At 35.6% G+C, this 18267-nt stretch carries 16 protein-coding genes and 1 rRNA gene; 7 read left to right on the top strand and 10 right to left on the bottom strand.

The window, feature by feature from the left end:
- Positions 1-99: ribosomal RNA gene (locus DCS95_RS11520) — 16S ribosomal RNA — on the bottom strand; the annotation flags it as partial.
- A gap of 710 nt (positions 100-809) precedes the next feature.
- Here DCS95_RS11520 and thrS point away from each other — a divergent pair.
- From thrS to rplT, 4 genes are all read left to right on the top strand, one after another.
- The gene (thrS, locus tag DCS95_RS11515) at positions 810-2750 is read left to right on the top strand and encodes a threonine--tRNA ligase (RefSeq protein ID WP_116770904.1); all 1941 of its coding nucleotides are present in this window, start codon (positions 810-812) and stop codon (positions 2748-2750) included.
- Positions 2751-2778: 28 nt separating this feature from the next.
- Positions 2779-3336 carry a translation initiation factor IF-3 gene (gene infC / locus DCS95_RS11510; RefSeq protein ID WP_116770903.1) on the top strand — a complete coding sequence of 186 codons (558 nt, stop codon included), beginning with the start codon at positions 2779-2781 and terminating at the stop codon, positions 3334-3336.
- A 113-nt stretch (positions 3337-3449) separates the two neighbouring features.
- Positions 3450-3647: a 50S ribosomal protein L35 gene (gene rpmI / locus DCS95_RS11505; protein ID WP_027064530.1), complete on the top strand. Its 198-nt coding sequence runs from the start codon at positions 3450-3452 to the stop codon at positions 3645-3647.
- Positions 3648-3745: 98 nt separating this feature from the next.
- Complete coding sequence (gene rplT / locus DCS95_RS11500; protein WP_027064529.1) at positions 3746-4090, top strand: 50S ribosomal protein L20; 345 nt, start codon at positions 3746-3748, stop codon at positions 4088-4090.
- 36 nt (positions 4091-4126) lie between these two features.
- Here the strand turns inward: rplT and DCS95_RS11495 are convergent, their stop codons facing one another.
- Both DCS95_RS11495 and DCS95_RS11490 read right to left on the bottom strand, forming a co-directional pair.
- Positions 4127-4405 carry an EF-hand domain-containing protein gene (locus DCS95_RS11495; protein WP_116770902.1) on the bottom strand — a complete coding sequence of 93 codons (279 nt, stop codon included), beginning with the start codon at positions 4403-4405 and terminating at the stop codon, positions 4127-4129.
- Between the two features lie 31 nt (positions 4406-4436).
- Positions 4437-4859, bottom strand: a complete 423-nt coding sequence (locus tag DCS95_RS11490) for a secondary thiamine-phosphate synthase enzyme YjbQ (protein WP_116770901.1) — start codon at positions 4857-4859, stop codon at positions 4437-4439.
- Positions 4860-4951: 92 nt separating this feature from the next.
- On the opposite strand from DCS95_RS11490, the gene DCS95_RS11485 reads away from it, so the two are divergent.
- Positions 4952-5746: an HAD family hydrolase gene (locus tag DCS95_RS11485; RefSeq protein ID WP_116770900.1), complete on the top strand. Its 795-nt coding sequence runs from the start codon at positions 4952-4954 to the stop codon at positions 5744-5746.
- Positions 5747-5783: 37 nt separating this feature from the next.
- On the opposite strand, the gene DCS95_RS11480 is transcribed toward DCS95_RS11485, so the two are convergent.
- Entirely contained in the window at positions 5784-6755 is a 972-nt protein-coding gene (locus tag DCS95_RS11480) for a helix-turn-helix domain-containing protein (protein ID WP_116770899.1), read from the bottom strand.
- Between the two features lie 147 nt (positions 6756-6902).
- Between DCS95_RS11480 and DCS95_RS11475 the strand changes: the two genes are divergently transcribed.
- Together DCS95_RS11475 and DCS95_RS11470 are read left to right on the top strand one after the other, a co-directional pair.
- A complete protein-coding gene (locus DCS95_RS11475; RefSeq protein WP_116770898.1) occupies positions 6903-9320 on the top strand; it encodes a TonB-dependent receptor in 2418 nt (805 codons plus the stop codon).
- Between the two features lie 20 nt (positions 9321-9340).
- Positions 9341-10708: a hypothetical protein gene (locus DCS95_RS11470; RefSeq protein ID WP_116770897.1), complete on the top strand. Its 1368-nt coding sequence runs from the start codon at positions 9341-9343 to the stop codon at positions 10706-10708.
- Positions 10709-10799: 91 nt separating this feature from the next.
- On the opposite strand, the gene DCS95_RS11465 is transcribed toward DCS95_RS11470, so the two are convergent.
- From DCS95_RS11465 to tgt, 6 genes are all read right to left on the bottom strand, one after another.
- Positions 10800-12062, bottom strand: a complete 1263-nt coding sequence (locus DCS95_RS11465; protein WP_116770896.1) for an asparagine synthetase B — start codon at positions 12060-12062, stop codon at positions 10800-10802.
- A gap of 167 nt (positions 12063-12229) precedes the next feature.
- Positions 12230-13780 (bottom strand): replicative DNA helicase, encoded by a 1551-nt coding sequence (dnaB, locus tag DCS95_RS11460; RefSeq protein WP_116770895.1) that lies wholly within the window; start codon positions 13778-13780, stop codon positions 12230-12232.
- Between the two features lie 166 nt (positions 13781-13946).
- Entirely contained in the window at positions 13947-14900 is a 954-nt protein-coding gene (locus DCS95_RS11455) for an acetyl-CoA carboxylase carboxyltransferase subunit alpha (RefSeq protein ID WP_116770894.1), read from the bottom strand.
- Between the two features lie 49 nt (positions 14901-14949).
- Positions 14950-15849: a DMT family transporter gene (locus DCS95_RS11450; RefSeq protein WP_116770893.1), complete on the bottom strand. Its 900-nt coding sequence runs from the start codon at positions 15847-15849 to the stop codon at positions 14950-14952.
- A complete protein-coding gene (locus DCS95_RS11445) occupies positions 15836-16918 on the bottom strand; it encodes an LptF/LptG family permease (RefSeq protein ID WP_116770892.1) in 1083 nt (360 codons plus the stop codon). The genes DCS95_RS11450 and DCS95_RS11445 overlap by 14 nt, the downstream gene beginning before the upstream one ends.
- Positions 16918-18048 (bottom strand): tRNA guanosine(34) transglycosylase Tgt, encoded by a 1131-nt coding sequence (tgt, locus tag DCS95_RS11440; RefSeq protein WP_116770955.1) that lies wholly within the window; start codon positions 18046-18048, stop codon positions 16918-16920. Before tgt ends, DCS95_RS11445 begins: the two co-directional genes overlap by 1 nt.
- Positions 18049-18267 lie beyond the last annotated feature (219 nt).

Below are 18267 nucleotides of genomic sequence, written 5' to 3'. Positions count from 1 at the left end.
GGTCGTCATCTTGTGCAAGCACAAATGTTACCCCTCGACTTGCATGTGTTAGGCCTGCCGCTAGCGTTCATCCTGAGCCAGGATCAAACTCTTCATCGTTGTTTTGTAAATATTCGTCCCAACGAAAACAAAATCTTTCCCGGCCCCGACTCTCGATTCAATTCCTTATATATACCTCGCGATATACTATATTCGTATGTTTCTTAATTCGTGTTCCTCTCGCCCAGGTCCTCACCTGAACTCGATTCTTAAATCTCCACAATATTTCAATGAACTTCTATCCACTCCGCCCCAAAGATCTTACGACATTTTCGCTTCGTTTCCCTTAGGTGTTTCCCTAAGCGGCTGCAAATATACAACTGTTTTTTAACCTGGCAACTTTTATCGAAAAAAATATCTTTTTTTTTTCGCCAAACCAAAACAACATATATATGAACCTATTTCCCTAACGACTCCGACTCGCATCTTCCTCGTTTGCGGGGTGCAAATCTACAACCTATTTTCCATTACACAAGACTTTTTACATAAAAAATCGAAAGACTTTCCATATAAAATCTCAACATATTTATTTACAGCTATTTAACTTTAAAATAAAAAAAGCGGTATTAAATTTAATAAAAAAAATCAATACATAAACACCAAATTTTAAAAATTATCACACTTAAAACCAAGACCAAATTACCGCAAAACGAATCAAACCATATAACATTACACCATATCTTCATATAGACACTTCAAAACATAACACTATTCTATTGCGGACATGGATAGTTCATATTATCTTTGACACCCTATAATATGTATGAGAAATGATTAAAATTACACTTCCCGACGGATCGGTCAAGGAATTTGAAAAGGCAACTACTCCAATGGAAGTTGCAAAAAGCATAAGTGAAGGATTAGCACGTAACGTTATTTCTGCAAAATTCAACGAAACCATTGTTGAAACCACTACCCCATTAGAAACGGACGGCACCTTAACCCTATTCACATGGAAAGACAAGGAAGGGAAGACAGCTTTTTGGCATTCCACTTCACATATTGTAGCACAGGCCATAGAAGAGTTATACCCTGGAGTTAAGTTAACTATAGGACCTGCAATTGAAAATGGATTCTATTATGATGTTGATTTACCCAATGGCTCCATATCGGAAAAAGACTTCGCCACAATAGAAAAGAAAGCATTAGAAATAGCTCGGGGAAAGCATGATTATAAAATGAGAGCGGTATCAAAAACTGATGCTCTATCATTTTATAAAGAACAAGACAATGAGTACAAGGTTGAATTAATTGAAAATCTTGAAGATGGTACTATAACATTTTGTGATCACGATACATTTACAGATTTATGTAGAGGTGGTCACATACCTAACACAGGTATTGTAAAAGCAATTAAAATTCTAAGTGTAGCAGGTGCATATTGGAGAGGCAACGAAAACAACCCACAACTTACCCGTATATATGGTATTTCTTTTCCTAAACAGAAAGAGCTAACTGAATATTTAGCACTTTTAGAAGAGGCAAAAAAACGAGACCACAGAAAATTAGGTAAGGAATTGGAATTATTTACCTTTTCACAAAAAGTTGGTCAAGGATTACCTCTATGGTTACCAAAAGGTGCCGCTTTACGAGAGCGACTTGAGAACTTTTTAAAGAAAGCACAAAAGAAAGCCGGTTACGAAATGGTGGTTACACCACATATTGGACAGAAAGAATTATACGTAACTTCTGGACATTATGAAAAATATGGCGAAGACAGCTTTCAACCTATACACACACCGAAAGAAGGCGAGGAATTTCTATTGAAACCAATGAACTGCCCTCATCACTGTGAAATCTACAACACTAAACCTTATAGCTATAAAGAACTTCCAAAAAGATTTGCTGAATTTGGTACTGTATATAGATACGAGCAAAGTGGCGAATTACATGGTTTAACAAGAGTACGTGGCTTTACGCAAGATGATGCACATATTTTTTGCACACCAGATCAATTAGACGAGGAGTTTAAAAATGTAATTGACCTATCATTATATGTATTAGGTTCTTTAGGTTTTGAAAATTTTACAGCACAGGTTTCGGTACGCGACCTTGACAACCCCGAAAAGTATATTGGTTCTGTAGAAAATTGGGAAAAAGCAGAGCAAGCCATTATTAATGCCGCAAAAGAAAAAGGACTGAACTTTATCGTAGAACCAGGTGAAGCTGCTTTCTATGGTCCGAAATTGGATTTTATGGTAAAAGACGCCCTTGGAAGACAATGGCAGCTAGGTACGATACAAGTAGATTACAACCTACCAGAAAGATTCGACTTAAGTTATAAAGGCAGTGATAATGAACTACATAGACCGGTAATGATACACCGTGCACCCTTTGGTAGCATGGAGCGTTTTATAGCTTTATTATTGGAACATACAGGAGGTAATTTTCCACTATGGCTAACACCTGAACAAGCTATTATTTTACCTGTAAGCGAAAAACATGAAAAATATGCCGAAAAAGTTTTAAAATCCCTAGAAAATAACGAAATTCGCGCCCTTGTAGACAGTAGAAATGAGACTGTAGGCAAAAAAATACGTGAAGCAGAAATGGCCAAGATACCTTTTATGCTAATCGTAGGAGAAAACGATGAGGCAGACAACACTATATCTGTTCGAAGACATGGAGGTGAAGATTTAGGAGCAATAAGCATTGCGACATTTACAGACTTGGTAAACACAGAAATAAATAGTACCTTAAAGACGTTTTAAATAAAAGTTTAATTAAAAAGAATTAGTCATAGCAATACGTAAAAGATTTAGACCGCAACCTAGAAGGGAAAATAAGAATCCTCATAATATTAATGAGAAGATTACTGCCCCTAAAGTTAGGTTAGTAGGTGACAATGTTGAAGTAGGTGTATATCCTTTTCCTCAGGCTCTTGAAAAAGCAGAAGAATTAGGTTTGGATTTGGTTGAAATTTCTCCAAAGGCAGACCCTCCTGTTTGTAAGATAATGGAGTATAAAAAGTTTTTATACGAGCAGAAGAAGAGAGATAAGGCCATGAAAGCCAAAGCTTCAAAGGTTGTCGTAAAAGAAATAAGATTTGGTCCCAACACTGACGACCACGATTATGAATTTAAAAAGAAGCATGCTGAAAAGTTCCTGAAAGAAGGAGCTAAATTAAAAGCGTATGTTTTCTTTAAAGGACGATCAATTGTCTATAAAGACCAAGGGGAGATTTTATTATTGAGATTAGCATCTGAATTAGAAGAATTAGGAAAAGTAGAGCAGATGCCTAAATTAGAAGGAAAGCGAATGACAATGTTCATTGCGCCGAAATCTAAAGGAAAATAACATAACACTTCGGCATCGTTCAACGACCGAAGTATTTAAAATACTGAACGCTGCTTGCTTTTGTAGGCAGCGTTTAGCATGCAAAGTGAGATTAATATATAAACTAGGAGAAAATGCCTAAACAAAAAACAAAATCGAGTGCTAAAAAGCGTTTTAAGCTTACAGGTACCGGTAAAATTAAAAGAAAGCACGCTTTTAAGAGTCATATTTTGACTAAAAAATCTAAAAAGCGTAAGCTTAAGTTAACTCATGATGGTTTAGTTCATCAAGCAGATGTTAACAGTATTAAAGAACAATTACGTTTAAAGTAATTTCAGTTCTTTAAAAGGTAAAATTATTAACCATGGAGTTAGGCAATAAAAGTTCCTTAAAATAAACAGGGCGCCTACTACAAAAAAAATTAGAAAAAATGCCAAGATCAGTAAATGCAGTAGCTTCCAGAGCCAGAAGAAAAAAGGTGATGAAGCAAGCCAAAGGTTACTTTGGAAGACGTAAAAACGTTTGGACAGTAGCCAAAAACGCGGTTGAAAAAGCAATGTTATATGCTTATAGAGACCGTAGAAACAAGAAAAGAACTTTTCGTTCATTATGGATTACCCGTATTAATGCAGGTGCCAGACAACACGGAATGTCCTACTCTCAATTTATGGGAAAAGTAAAAGCTAACAACATAGAACTTAACAGAAAAGTTCTAGCTGATTTAGCAATGAACCACCCAGACGCCTTTAAGGCAGTTGTAGATCAGGTAAAATAAATTAATAACAATCTCACTTTTTGAAAAATCCGATTCTTATGAGTCGGATTTTTTAATTTTAGCTATTGCCGATTTAAACTCTAGCCAATCTATAAGCTCATCTCCATTTTTGTCATAACCTTCTATAAGCTTTGAAGAAACAATACCCCGTATAAAACCACTAATTTCAGCTTGTTTCAATAATTTTACGATTTCAGATTTTGTCAGTTTCTGATCATTATCTTCATCAAAAAAGTTGAATGCCATTTCAGGAGTTTCAAAATGGTTCGTAATCAATATTTGAATTTTATTCAAAATAGATTCTTCTGTTGTCATACTATCATTCTTTTAAATAATTTTTAAAAATTCAATTTCCCCACAACGTAAGTACTATGCTTCTACCAGAAGCATAATTTCTATGTTCGCATAAGTAAATACCTTGCCATATCCCCATATTCAATTTTCCGTTCGTTACAGGTACTTGAACTGAAGCTCCCATTAAAGATGCTTTTATATGTGCAGGCATATCATCTGAGCCCTCGTAATTATGCTTATAATATGGCGCATTCTCCGGCACCATTTTATTAATATGAGACTCAAAATCATCACGAACCGTAGAATCTGCATTCTCGTTTATTGTTAAACTAGCAGACGTATGTTTTATAAAGACCTGAAGAAATCCATTATCAACTTTATTTATTTCCGGTATTTTAGATAGTACTTTATCTGTAATAATATGAAAACCTCGTTTATACGCAGGTAAAGTAAATTCATTCTGAAATAACTTCATACACTATAATTTATTAAATAAAGGTAAAACTTTGAGCAATAATAACTACGTTAAGCCGCATTCAAATATCTTTGTCTCAAATTTAGAAATATATGGATTTATCAAAGATTAAAATGGTTGTTTCTGACATGGATGGAACACTTCTTAACTCTAATCACAAAGTCAGTGACCAGTTCTTTGACCTCTTTAAACAATTAAATTCTCAAGGCATTACTTTCGTAGCTGCAAGTGGCAGACAATATAATAGTATTATTGACAAACTTGCACCAATAAAGAACGATATAGTTGTAATTGCTGAAAACGGCGGTTTTGCAAAGAAGCAAAAAACAGAACTTTTAGTTACTCCTTTAGAGGACCACCATGTTCAAGATATTCTAAAAACTTTAAATACAATACCTAACATTCACCCCGTTTTGTGCGGTAAACATGAGGCGTACTTGACAGGAAAATCAGAGGAGTTCGTAAGCAAACTAGCGGAGTATTATACCGAGTTTAAAATCATTGATGACTTAAGTGCATTCAATTCTGAAGTCATAAAAATTGCCATTTATCATTTTGAAAGTTCCGAACAGCATATATACCCCTATGTAAAACATTATGAGGGAGATTTAAAGGTAAAAGTGTCCGGAGAAAATTGGTTGGACATTTCCAATATAAATGCACATAAAGGTTATGCATTGACCAAACTGATGGAAAGCTATAATCTAAAATCTGACCAGGTAATGGTATTTGGAGATTACAATAATGACTTAGAAATGTTGGCATTGTCAGATTATGGGTTTGCCATGGAGAACGCGCACCCAAATGTAAAGAAAGCTGCGAAATACACTACATTGAGCAATGATGACAATGGCGTAGAACACATACTTAAGCTCCTTATTAAATAATACCAATCAATTCTGCTTTCCGAAAGTAGCAAAAGTACTATTGTACCGCAGGTTTTAATTCACTTGGCACATACCCCATTGTTCTTTTAAAAGCAGTAGTGAAATGTTGCGGATTTGCATAACCAACTTCATATGCGGCATGAGCAATAGTAGCCCCATCTTGGGTAATTAAACTTTTGGCCACTTCCATTCTTAGTGCGGTTATATATTTGAATATAGTTACCCCATACAATTTTTTAAAATCTCTTTTTAACTTAGTAGAATTAAACCCTGCTAAATCTGCTAAATCAATTATTTTAAGGGGTTCCTTTAAATTTTTTCTGATATGATCCTCTACCCTAACCAAAGCAAGATAGTCAGTATTCAATAGTTTCACATTGTTTTTTGAGACCTTAGAAGTTTGTCTACCCATAAGAAAATCGATCAACAAGACGGTCAATTTACTTTCTAAATACTTTTTCCTTATTTCCCCATTATAAGGACATTGAATAATTTCATTTATTTTACTACGAATATTAGGGGGAATAAATTTACTCTTATCCCACAATACAAATGAATTGGAGTTTTGAATGGCATTCTTCAGTTTCTCAAAAGACTCTTCAAATTCATTGCCTAACAGATTCTTCAGTAATTTGGGTTTTACATATATTTCAAATGATTTCGCGTTACCCTTATAAAATATATCTCTACCTTCAGTTATTGGGTAATAAAACATGTTGCAATGATTCTCTGGTATTTGAACCAGGTATTTTATATGTCTAAGCGGTTGATAACAATAGGTGCCTTCTAATGAGAAATGCAATTTTATTAAATGTTTATCGCTAGAAACACAAATTTCAGAATTAAATTCTTGCAACAACTCTGTATTTGAGAAATCTGCCCCTCTAACAAAAGAACTATTATCTTTTGTAGTAACCTCTACTTCATTGAACTGTACGGAGTTATCTAAAAAACTATTTCTAAACAGTTCTTTTACCCTTATTTCTTTCCTTAACAACTCCTCTTTCATATACTTGTTCTCACGGAAATCAATACTTCCTTTTGCGTATGTTTAAATTCCTTTCTCGGTACTACCCTCTTAGATCCTTCTTTAGTTTTGCAAAACTAATTTATTTAGACTAAATCTTAATAAAGATAGTTACCTTTTTTACACCAAATGAAAAACTTCTTTACTGTCATATTTCTTTCACTGTTTCTTTGTGCTCAATCTCAGGAAATTTCAAGTTCAGTTTCAGGTACTGTTAAAGACAATTCTGGCAAACCATTACCGTTTGCAAGTGTTTTTATAGAAGGTCTAAAATTAGGTGTACTTACAGATGATAATGGTCAATTCACTATCGAAAAAATACCTCTGGGCAAATACAATGTTATAGTCTCTTTTATTGGTTACACTACACAGTCTAAAGCCATTGAAATTATTGAAAATAGCAGCAATATTAAGCTCAACTACATATTAAAGGAAAATGTTGAAAATTTAGATGAAGTCAACGTTAACGGAAAGTCTAAAGAAACACAGATCGAAACCAAAGGATTTGCCGTAAGTGCCATAAAAACAGAAGAGGCCAGCTTAAGAAATATACAGACAAACGAATTACTGAACACCACCGTTGGTGTAAAAATTCGTCAAAACGGAGGTTTGGGTTCTGAGGTAACTTATAGTTTAAATGGCTTGTCGGGCAACTCTGTTCGTATATTTATTGATGGTATACCTATCTCCACTTACGGTAACTCCTTCAATCTTAACAGCATCCCGCCTTCTATGATTAAGAATATAGAAGTTTATAAAGGAGTGGTTCCCGGACATTTGGCAGATGATGCATTGGGCGGAGCCATTAATATAGTATTGCATAATGATGCAAAAACAAATTTCAATGCATCGGTATCTTACGGATCATTCAACACCTTACAGGCAAGTGTAAACGGCTTATATCGCTTTGAAAAAACAGGCCTTACAGTTAAAGCTTCGCTGTTCCATAATTATTCAGATAATGACTATAAGGTATCTGGTCGTAGTGTTGTTGTAACCGGACTTGGAGGTGTACAAACACCCATTACCGCTAGAAGGTTCAATGATGCTTACAGATCAACCGGAGGAAAAGCCGAAATAGGATATACAGATGTGAAATGGGCAGATCAATTCTTTGTTGGTATTACGGGATCGGACGACTACAAAGAAGTGCAACATGGTGCATTTATGACCATAACACCTTATAAAGATAGATTTTTAGAATCTGACGCTTTACTTGGTAGCTTAACGTACCAAAAGAAAGATTTATTCACTAAAGGGCTTGATGTAAACGTAAACGGTTTATATGGAAAAAGAAACCGTGCGGTAAACGATACGGTCTCTTGGGCCTATAGTTGGACAGGTGAACGTGCTATAGATTTTAGAGGTGATGAATATCAATATACATGGCGCTCACAACAAGAAGGCGGACCTACTTTGGCTAAAATCAAAAGAAATGTAGCTTCTATTAGAACAGGCGTTTCATATGCTATTAACAATCATCATAAAATATCAGCAAACCATGTATATAGTGGTATAGACAGAGAAGATAGTGATGCCCTTAGGTCTGTATTGGAAAACACATTTGTAGGAACGAGGGATTTGAAGAAAAACATTTACTCTCTTACTTATGAAGTTTCTGCTTTTGATGATAAGTTGAAGACCAGTTTATTTGGAAAACACTATCAACAAAAAACAACAAGTGTAGACCCCGCAATAGAAACCGATGAAAACGGAAACGATGTAATTGTAGATGAAATCATTAGCAGTAATAAAAATTACAATGGTTATGGCTTTGCTGCATCCTATGAATTTGTTCCGAACGTTACCCTATTGACTTCTGCAGAAAAAGCAATACGCCTACCTAACGAGACTGAAGTATTCGGGGATGATGGAGATAATGTAGTGGCGAATTCCAGTATTGATCCCGAAAGTAGTAATAACTATAATTTAGGATTTCGGTTTGGCAATTTTAATATTAAAAAACATGCCTTCACCATTTCTACCAATGTTTTTACGAGAAACATTAAAGATAGAATAGGTTTACCTATAGAAACATCATTAAATATAGATGATGAACTAATCGTTTATGTAAACCAAGGTAGCGGAACATCAAAAGGGTTTGATGCTCAATTAAATTACTCCTACAATAACAATTTTGGTCTGAATTTCAATATATCAAAGTTCGACCTTAAAATAGAAAATCAAGGCATAGAAATCGATGTTCCCAACACTCCTTTCTTTACAATGAACGGTGGTTTACGTTATTCGTTTAGAAACATGATACAAAAGAAGTCTAGACTTAATGCCTTCTATAATGTGTATTTCACTGATGAATTTTCATTCTTAACGGCACAAGGTAGCAATACCGTAGGCAATGAATTTTTTGAGGTACCACGACAATTAGCTCAAGATATTGGTTTAAGCTATGCTTTTCCCAATAATAAATTTGTGCTGAGTTTTGATATTAAAAACATTTTTGACGAACCGGTTTACGATAACCTATCCGTACAAAAACCAGGAAGAGCTTTCTACCTAAAATTAAATTACGCAATTAATAAATTTTAATCTTTTAATCAATACCGAAAATGAAAAGAACAATTCTAAATCTTAAAACATTTGCTGCCGTTATTTTAACAGCCGGTCTAATGACCGCATGTAGCAGTGATGACGATACCGTTGTACCAACAGATCCCGATACAGAAGAACCAGACACCGAAGAACCGGTTGAAGAAGAGTCAAGATGGATTACCGTTGCAGGTGCCAAAATGGGAGATGAACCAGGCGATGGTAACGGAGGTACCTTAATTTATGCCGTAACAAGTGAAGATGCAAAAGACCCTACAGTTTCTATTGACCCATTTGAAAACGGGTTTATAGCACCTTCTAACAGAACGGCCAGATTACAATCTTCAGAAGATGGAAATACAATTTTTAATATTAGCTATGCAGGTGATACCGGTGGAAACTACACCAAGTACACAGTTGAAGGCGGACAAACCTTTACACCATCTGGTTCAGAGGTTAGTATTGCTCCATATGTAGGTACGGCCCCAAGATGGATAAAACTTTTTGATGGGGACCAAACTGGTGCAGCGGTTTACGTTTCTAATGAAAATGAATTTGACGAAAACGACAACTACACGCGTACCGAAGCTACAATTGGCGTTGTAACTTTAGACTTGGTAAATTCTTCTATAATTGAATTCCAAGAGCACAGCGTACCCTTATCTGCTGAAGAAGAAGCTGAAGGTTATTATATTTCTAGAATTGACATGCCAACTTTGAACGCAGCCGGAGATAAAATATATATTGGAGCTCGTTTAAGCAAAGTAGATCCTGCTACAGCAGAAAGTGATAGTGATTATGACAAATTAGGTTCTAAAACTATAATTTTGGACTATCCATCTCTAATGAACCCAACGGTTATTACTTCTACAGTAGGTCATGGTGATACAAATGGTTACCGAAGTATTAATGCTTTTGAATATAATGGTAGTGTTTACCAAGCAAACCAAAATGACCCAGAAGGATCACATATCTTAAAAATTGATGCCGATAATGAATATGATGACACGTACGATTTTAATTTAGATGATGCTTTAGGTGTAGAAGGCGCATATGTTCTTGCCTGGAGACCAGCTGCAAATGGCAAAGCTGTTTTAGCTTACCGTCATAATGGATCAGAAATTGGTCTTGCAGGAGCTCAAGGTTTCTTTGCCCTTGTTGATTTGAATGCTCAAACTGCAGTAAAGATCGAAGATATCCCTTACGATCCAGATTTCTACTTATTCCAATATCAAGGATTTGTTGTTGAAGGTACTGAAATCTACCTTACTCAAGGTGCTGTTGGGCAAAACGGAAACATTTATGTTGTAGATACAGAAACTGGTGCAGTTACTAAAGGTGCTGAACTAGTAAATGCTACAGGAAGTCACTTTATAGGAGTATTCTAGTAGTCCTAAATACTGTTATAAAAAAACCGTTATCAAAACAGTCGTTTTGATAACGGTTTTTTATTTTTTTCTATTACTATTAAAATTACAATTAGGTTTTCTGTTTCTTTTTTCGAGCTGCCGGAAACAGCACGTTGTTTAGTATTAAACGATAACCTGGTGAAGTAGGGTGCAGCTCTAACTCCGTTTTAGGGTCCCCTACCCTATGTTGGTAATCTTCTGGATCATGGCCTCCATAAAAAGTAAAAAAACCTTTCCCTTTTATACCGTGAATATATCTTGCCTCTTCATTTATTTTGTTCTCGCCCAATACTAATACCGTTGGCTTAATTTCAGAACGGGTAAAAGCAGTAGTTTGCCCCATAAAACCTTTTACTAAAGATGTATGATTTTGGCAAAGCATTGTAGGTACTGGATCCCATTTCGCTGAAAAATCCATTAAAGAAAAATAATCAGATTCTTTTGGTACATTACCTCTTTTGCTTGTCATATCAATAGAAGAAAATTCATATTTAAGCGGGCTACGTTCCAAAATAAAATCTGTAAAGGCAAAGGTCTTTCCAAAATCCAAATTAGCTTGGTAGTTAGGGTCTGATGCATCACCATCGAACATTGGCTCAACAATATCAACACCATCTGCAGCCAAGGCAATATCAAAACTATCCGTTGCCGAACACATGGCGAACATAAAGCCACCACCAATTACATAGTTTCTAATCTTTAACGCAACGGCTCTTTTCTCTTCAGAAACCTTATCATACCCTAATTTTTTAGCTAATTTTTCCGCATTTTTCTTTCCTTCTATGTACCAAGGAGTTGCCCTATACGCTCCATAAAATTTACCATATTGACCTGTAAAATCTTCGTGATGTAAATGAAGCCAATCGTACAATGCCAACTTATCGCCCAACACCTCTTCATCATAAATTGTGGTGTATGGTATTTCGGCATAGGTCAGTGCCATTGTTACCGCATCGTCCCAAGGTTGTTTATCTTTTGGCGAGTATACAGCAATTCTTGGAGCCTTTTCTAGTATTACCGCATCTTGATTTTTAGAAGGACTACTGATTTCATCTAAAATAGCGTTTGCTTGTCCATCAGAAATTATTTCAAAACTTACGCCCCTAATTTGGCATTCTTTTCTAATGCTTTCCCCATCGGGCAATAAAAATGAGCCCCCTCGGTAATTTAGCAACCATTGTACCTTTTGTTGCTTTGCCAATACCCAATAGGTAATACCGTATGCTTTTAAATGATTCTTTTGGGTGTCGGCATCCATCGGTATTAAAATTGATGATGCAAACATTTGCATTGAGAGAAAAAGAAAAAAGACTGAGGTTATAATTTTAGACATATATTATATTTCATTCACTCAAAGATAGAGCAAATTATAAGGTAGAATAATCAAGAACTTGTTAAACCCTTGACAGTTAAGATAACGCTGAATTAGCAAAACGAATTGTTATAAAAACAAAAAAGTCTTCTAAACGAAGACTTTTTTGTTTTATGATTCACCAACTATTAGAATGGCACATCATTGTCCTCTTCAAAATCTGGACTATTGTTCATACTACTACCAAAGGCATCATCTGCACTTGGCAAGTTTTTAGTTGCAAAAGGATTCTCTTCGTTCGCATTCATTTTTGATTGAAATTCAAACGGAGAGTCAAAATCATCAAGGTTATCGAATTTACCTTGATTACCGATAAACTTCAATCTAATATTTTCGAGTCCACCATTACGGTGTTTAGCTACAATAAATTCACCCTGACCTTGCGTTGGTGTACGCTCTTCATCATCCCACTCTTCAATCTTATAATACTCAGGTCTATATATGAACGATACAATATCGGCATCTTGCTCAATAGCACCAGATTCCCTCAAATCCGAAAGAATCGGTCTTTTACTGCCCCCACGAGTTTCTACGGCACGTGATAGCTGAGATAAAGCGATTACAGGCACGTTCAATTCTTTTGCCAAAGCTTTTAAGTTTCTAGAAATAGTAGAAATCTCCTGTTCCCTGTTTCCTCCTTTTTGACTACCACCAGCCGTCATTAACTGCAAGTAATCGATCATGATCATTTTTATACCATGTTGAGAAGCAAGTCGCCTTGCCTTTGCACGTAAATCAAAAATGGATAATGAAGGTGTATCATCAATGAACAATGGTGCTTTCTCTAAAGATTTCACCTTTACGTTCAACTGTTCCCACTCATGTTTTTCTAATTTACCAGTTCTTAACTTTTCTGAAGACAATCCCGTTTCAGAAGAAATCAATCTGGTTATAAGCTGTACCGATGACATTTCCAGGGAAAAGAAAGCCACGGGCGTATTTGTATTCACGGCCATATTTCTCGCCATGGATAAGGTAAATGCTGTTTTACCCATACCAGGACGTGCCGCCACAATAATTAAATCACTTGGTTGCCAGCCCGATGTAAGTTTATCTAACTTATCAAACCCAGAAGGAATACCACTCATACCCTCTTTACCCGCAATCTCCTCAATTCGTTTTTTGGCCTGTATAACCAAATCTTGAGCAGTTTCAGCAGAACGTTTAAGGTTCCCTTGGGTAACATCATAAAGTTTTGCTTCGGCAGTATCTAACAAATCAAAAACATCGATTGCCTCATCATAGGCCTCCTCTATAATTTCTCCTGAAATTTTGATCAGACTACGTTGAATATACTTTTGAAGTATGATACGGGCGTGAAACTCAATATGTGCAGAAGAAGCTACTTTTTGGGTGAGTTTAATCAAATAAAAATCACCCCCACAAACCTCTAGTTTACCAGCTTTCTTAAGTTGAGAAGAAACGGTTAATAAATCTACAGGTTGCGATTCTTCAAAGAGAATAAAGATAGCTTCATAAATAAATCTATGAGCATCTTTGTAGAAAACATCGGGGTGTAAAATATCGATCACTTCATCGACACCCTTTTTATCTATCATCATAGCACCCAATACAACCTCCTCTAAATCAACTGCTTGCGGTGGGATTTTTCCTTTCTCAAGGTTTATAATAGTAGATTTGTCGATCTTTCGACCCACAAAAGGTTTAGTGTTCTCCATAATGCGAAAGTATACAATTAACCTTTAGTTAACGTGAAAAACATTGATTTCGATGTTCACAGTTGACTAACAATTGACTGTTAATAAATTACAATTTTCTGTTGATAACATAAAAAAACCGAGGAATAAAATCCTCGGTATATTTTTTAGAAGCCTAAAATGCAGATTAGCCGTTAAAAACACCCATTTGGGCATATTTATCCATACGCTGATTTACCAATTCTTTTGGTGATAACTTTTGTAATTCTTCAAAATGAGAAGAAATTTTATTTTTTACCGTCTCAAAAGTTTTTTCTCTGTTGGCATGTGCACCACCTGCAGGTTCACGAACAATTTCATCGATAAGTTTCAACCTCTTCATATCGGTCGCGGTCAATTTCAAAGCTTCAGCAGCTCTTTCCTTATACTCCCAGCTTCTCCATAAAATAGAAGAACAAGATTCTGGTGAAATTACAGAATACCATGTATTTTCTAACATTAGTACCTTATCACCAACACCTATACCTAAAGCTCCACCTGAAGCACCTTCACCAATTATAACTACAATTACAGGTACTTTTAAGCGCGTCATTTCAAGAATATTTCTTGCAATAGCCTCACCTTGACCTCTTTCTTCCGCTTCAATACCAGGATATGCACCAGGAGTGTCCACAAAACAAACTACTGGTACCTGAAACTTTTCTGCAGATTTCATTAAACGTAGTGCTTTTCTATACCCTTCTGGGTTGGCCATACCAAAATTTCTATATTGACGTGTTTTGGTATTGTACCCTTTTTGCTGACCAACGAACATATAACTCTGATCGCCAATTTTACCCAAACCACCGATCATGGCCTTATCGTCTTTTACGGTACGATCCCCGTGTAGCTCTAAGAACGTATCACCACAAATAGCTTTAATATAATCTAGCGTATAAGGTCTATTTGGATGTCTTGACAACTGTACACGCTGCCAAGCAGTTAAATTCTTATATATCTCCTTTCTAGTATCAGAAAGTTTTTTTTCTATTTGCTTACAGGTCTCAGTAACATCTACATCACTTTCTTCACCAATTACCATGCACTTGTCCAATTGCTCTTCCAATTCTTTAATAGGAAGTTCAAAATCCAAATATTCCATATTTCAATAAAGTTTCTTTAGTTGCGGCTCAAAGATAAAACTTTAATACCTAAATCTTGGGTACCCTTTTTTTAATATTTGCTCTTTGTTTCAAAATACCGTTCGCAATGACCGTACTGAGTATAATTAAGGCTCCCACATAAAACATAGGTTTCATTTTTTCTTCTGAGCCAAATATAAACCATGCTAACAGAATACCATACACTGGCTCTAAATTTGTAGTAAGCATAACCGTATAGGGCGTTAATATTTTCATCACTTTTACAGAGGCAATGAAAGCATACGCAGTACATACCAGAGCCAATATGGATAAATAGACCCAATCTGAAGTTGATAAAATGATTAAGCTCATACTCCAATCGCCTTTAACCATAAGAATTGCCGTTAAGAATAAAACACCAATTCCCAATTCATAAAAAGATATTATAGATGGTCTATGGGTCTTTACCAGCTTACCATTGATCAAAGAAAAAACCGCAGCTAAAAATGCAGATATTAAAGCTATAGTCATGCCATATACGTACTGGGTTTCGACTTTAAAAATTAAATACAGCCCAATAACCACCAATAAGCCGAAAAAGATTTCATAGCCTATAATTTTTCGTTTATACAAAAATGGCTCCATCAAAGCGGTAAAAAATGCACCTGTTGACATCATAGCCAAAGCAACGGATACCGTAGACACTTTAATCGCCAAAAAGAATGTTACCCAATGCATTGCAACAACAATACCACCACCAAGCAACCACCAAAACGCTTTTCTTGAAATTTTTAGGCTAAATTTTGCAATGATTATATAAACCATAATAAAAAGAGTAGCCAGCCCCATTCTTATCCACACCAATGGAAGTGAATCTATGGTGATCAACTTTCCTAAAATAGCCGTAAAGCCCCAAATAAAAACAATAAAGTGTAAATGCAGTAGATTAAGTAGTCTATCTTTTTGCATTTTGAAGTAGATAAAAAGCCAAACATCCAAATACTACGTTGGGTATAATAACAGCCAACAACGGAGAAAAACCAGATTGTTCTGCAAGGGTACCGAACACCTTATCAAAAAAGATAAATACGAAGGCAATTAAAATACCGAATGCCAAATTAGCTCCCATACCACCACGCCTTTTCACTGAAGAAACTGATACCGCAATAATCGTCAAGATAAAAGCTGTTAATGGTAAAGCCCATCTTTTATATTTTACAAGTACATAGGTATTAATATTAGAAGCTCCTTTTCTCCTTTGATCTTTTATAAAGGTATCCAACTCAAAAAGGTTCTTGGTCTCGGCTACATAAGAAACTGGTGTTAAATCACCTATGTCAAACGCAAAAATAGTATCCAACCTTCTTTTGCTTTCTATAATAGCGGTATCACCAATAACCGTTCTTTTTCTATATGATGTTAAACGGTAGCTAGAGTCTTTATCTACCCAACGTATATTGGCAGCAGAAATCTTAAAATCGAGTTCATTATTTTCCTTAAAGCGCTCAAAGGTAAAATTATGTCCTAACTGCCTAGCAGGATCAAAACTACTCACGTAGATAAAATCGGTCTCGTTTAGTTGATTAAATATGTTATTGGTAACCCTATCCTGTTTTCCCTTCTTTAAGTATTTATATTTAAATTCATTGAAACCTACACTGGCATTGGGCACAATGAACATGGTCATAAAGAACATGAGTACAGCAATCATTGAAGCCCCTATAATATAAGGTCGTAAAAACCTACCGTAAGACACCCCGGAACTTAAAATTGCAACAATCTCTGTGTTGTTGGCCAATTTTGAAGTAAAGAAAATAACTGAAAGAAATAAAAATATAGGAAATAATAGATTACCGATGTAAATAGTAAAGTTTACATAATACATTACAATTTCGTCCAATGGCGCTTCGTTATCGATCATTTTACCGATCTGCTCTGCCAAATTCACCATAATACCTATGGGAATAAACAATAAGAGCATCAACGAAAAAGTTGCCAAATACCGCTTAAGAATGTATTTATCTATTATTGATAGCATTATAGCCTTTTATCCATTTGTTTAACCATCACATCCTTCCAGGTTCTAAAATCACCTGCTATAATATGTTTACGCGCTTCGCGCACCAACCACATATAAAAGCCTAAGTTATGAATTGTTGCAATTTGTTTGCCCAAATATTCATTGGCGGCAAACAAATGTCTTAAATACGCCTTAGAATATTCATGGTCTACAAAAGTTGTTCCCATTTCGTCAATAGGTGAGAAATCGTCTTCCCACTTTTTGTTCTTAATGTTAATGGTACCGTGTGCCGTAAACAACATTCCGTTTCTAGCATTTCTAGTCGGCATTACACAGTCGAACATATCTATGCCCAACGCTATATTCTCTAATATGTTAATAGGCGTACCAACACCCATTAAATACCGTGGCTTATCCTCTGGTAAAATTTCACATACCACCTCGGTCATACCATACATTTCCTCAGCTGGCTCACCAACCGACAGACCGCCAATTGCATTACCTTCGGCACCCGCATTGGCTATGTATTCGGCAGATTGTCTTCTTAGGTCTTTATAAGTGGATCCTTGAACAATAGGAAAAAATGTTTGTTCATAGTCGTACTCATATGGTGTTTTTTCCAAATGATTAATACATCTATCTAACCATCTATGCGTCATGTGCATAGAGCGCTTAGCGTAATTATACTCACAAGGGTATGGTGTACACTCATCAAAAGCCATGATAATATCGGCACCTATCACTCGCTGAATTTCCATTACATTTTCAGGTGTAAATAAATGCATAGATCCATCTATATGCGATTTAAATTTTACTCCTTCCTCTTTTATCTTTCTATTCCCAGATAAAGAATATACCTGATAACCACCACTATCGGTAAGAATATTTCTATCCCAGCCCATAAATTTATGTAATCCGCCGGCTTTTTTTAAAATTTCTGTTTTAGGGCGAAGAAATAAATGATAGGTGTTACCTAAAATTATATCGGGGTTTATCTCTTCCTTTAATTCTTTTTGATGCACTCCTTTTACAGATGCAACCGTACCAACGGGCATAAAAATTGGGGTTTCAATGGCACCATGATCGGTAACAACGGTTCCTGCCCTTGCTTTCGATTGTGTATCGGTAGTATGTAATGTAAATTTCAAACTTTCTAATTCTAGCTGCAAATATAATGAACTGTAGGTGGTAAAAACTTAATAAAAAGCAAAGATGTTTACGAACTACCTAAACCTAATTAGGTTGAATTGTATCCTAATAAAATTGAAATTGACCCAATTGCATAGGCAAACAATAAAGATATTTTACCTCCGTTCTCCTGATATAACGAGAAATGGAACATTTGGTATTGTATTTGATACTTGTTC

Source organism: Maribacter litoralis (genome assembly GCF_003075045.1).
Lineage (GTDB): Bacteria > Bacteroidota > Bacteroidia > Flavobacteriales > Flavobacteriaceae > Maribacter > Maribacter litoralis.
Note: the sequence above shows the minus strand (reverse complement) of the source record. Positions and strands in the feature narration are given on the sequence as shown.

What these genes read in the sequence shown, in the direction of transcription:
- thrS (WP_116770904.1), top strand. Translation starts at nt 810, where the DNA reads ATGATTAAAATTACACTTCCCGACGGATCGGTCAAGGAATTTGAAAAG.
- rpmI (WP_027064530.1), top strand. Translation starts at nt 3,450, where the DNA reads ATGCCTAAACAAAAAACAAAATCGAGTGCTAAAAAGCGTTTTAAGCTT.
- rplT (WP_027064529.1), top strand. Translation starts at nt 3,746, where the DNA reads ATGCCAAGATCAGTAAATGCAGTAGCTTCCAGAGCCAGAAGAAAAAAG.
- DCS95_RS11495 (WP_116770902.1), bottom strand. Translation starts at nt 4,405, where the DNA reads ATGACAACAGAAGAATCTATTTTGAATAAAATTCAAATATTGATTACG.
- DCS95_RS11490 (WP_116770901.1), bottom strand. Translation starts at nt 4,859, where the DNA reads ATGAAGTTATTTCAGAATGAATTTACTTTACCTGCGTATAAACGAGGT.
- DCS95_RS11485 (WP_116770900.1), top strand. Translation starts at nt 4,952, where the DNA reads ATGGATTTATCAAAGATTAAAATGGTTGTTTCTGACATGGATGGAACA.
- DCS95_RS11480 (WP_116770899.1), bottom strand. Translation starts at nt 6,755, where the DNA reads ATGAAAGAGGAGTTGTTAAGGAAAGAAATAAGGGTAAAAGAACTGTTT.
- DCS95_RS11475 (WP_116770898.1), top strand. Translation starts at nt 6,903, where the DNA reads ATGAAAAACTTCTTTACTGTCATATTTCTTTCACTGTTTCTTTGTGCT.
- DCS95_RS11470 (WP_116770897.1), top strand. Translation starts at nt 9,341, where the DNA reads ATGAAAAGAACAATTCTAAATCTTAAAACATTTGCTGCCGTTATTTTA.
- DCS95_RS11465 (WP_116770896.1), bottom strand. Translation starts at nt 12,062, where the DNA reads ATGTCTAAAATTATAACCTCAGTCTTTTTTCTTTTTCTCTCAATGCAA.
- dnaB (WP_116770895.1), bottom strand. Translation starts at nt 13,780, where the DNA reads ATGGAGAACACTAAACCTTTTGTGGGTCGAAAGATCGACAAATCTACT.
- DCS95_RS11455 (WP_116770894.1), bottom strand. Translation starts at nt 14,900, where the DNA reads ATGGAATATTTGGATTTTGAACTTCCTATTAAAGAATTGGAAGAGCAA.
- DCS95_RS11450 (WP_116770893.1), bottom strand. Translation starts at nt 15,849, where the DNA reads ATGCAAAAAGATAGACTACTTAATCTACTGCATTTACACTTTATTGTT.
- DCS95_RS11445 (WP_116770892.1), bottom strand. Translation starts at nt 16,918, where the DNA reads ATGCTATCAATAATAGATAAATACATTCTTAAGCGGTATTTGGCAACT.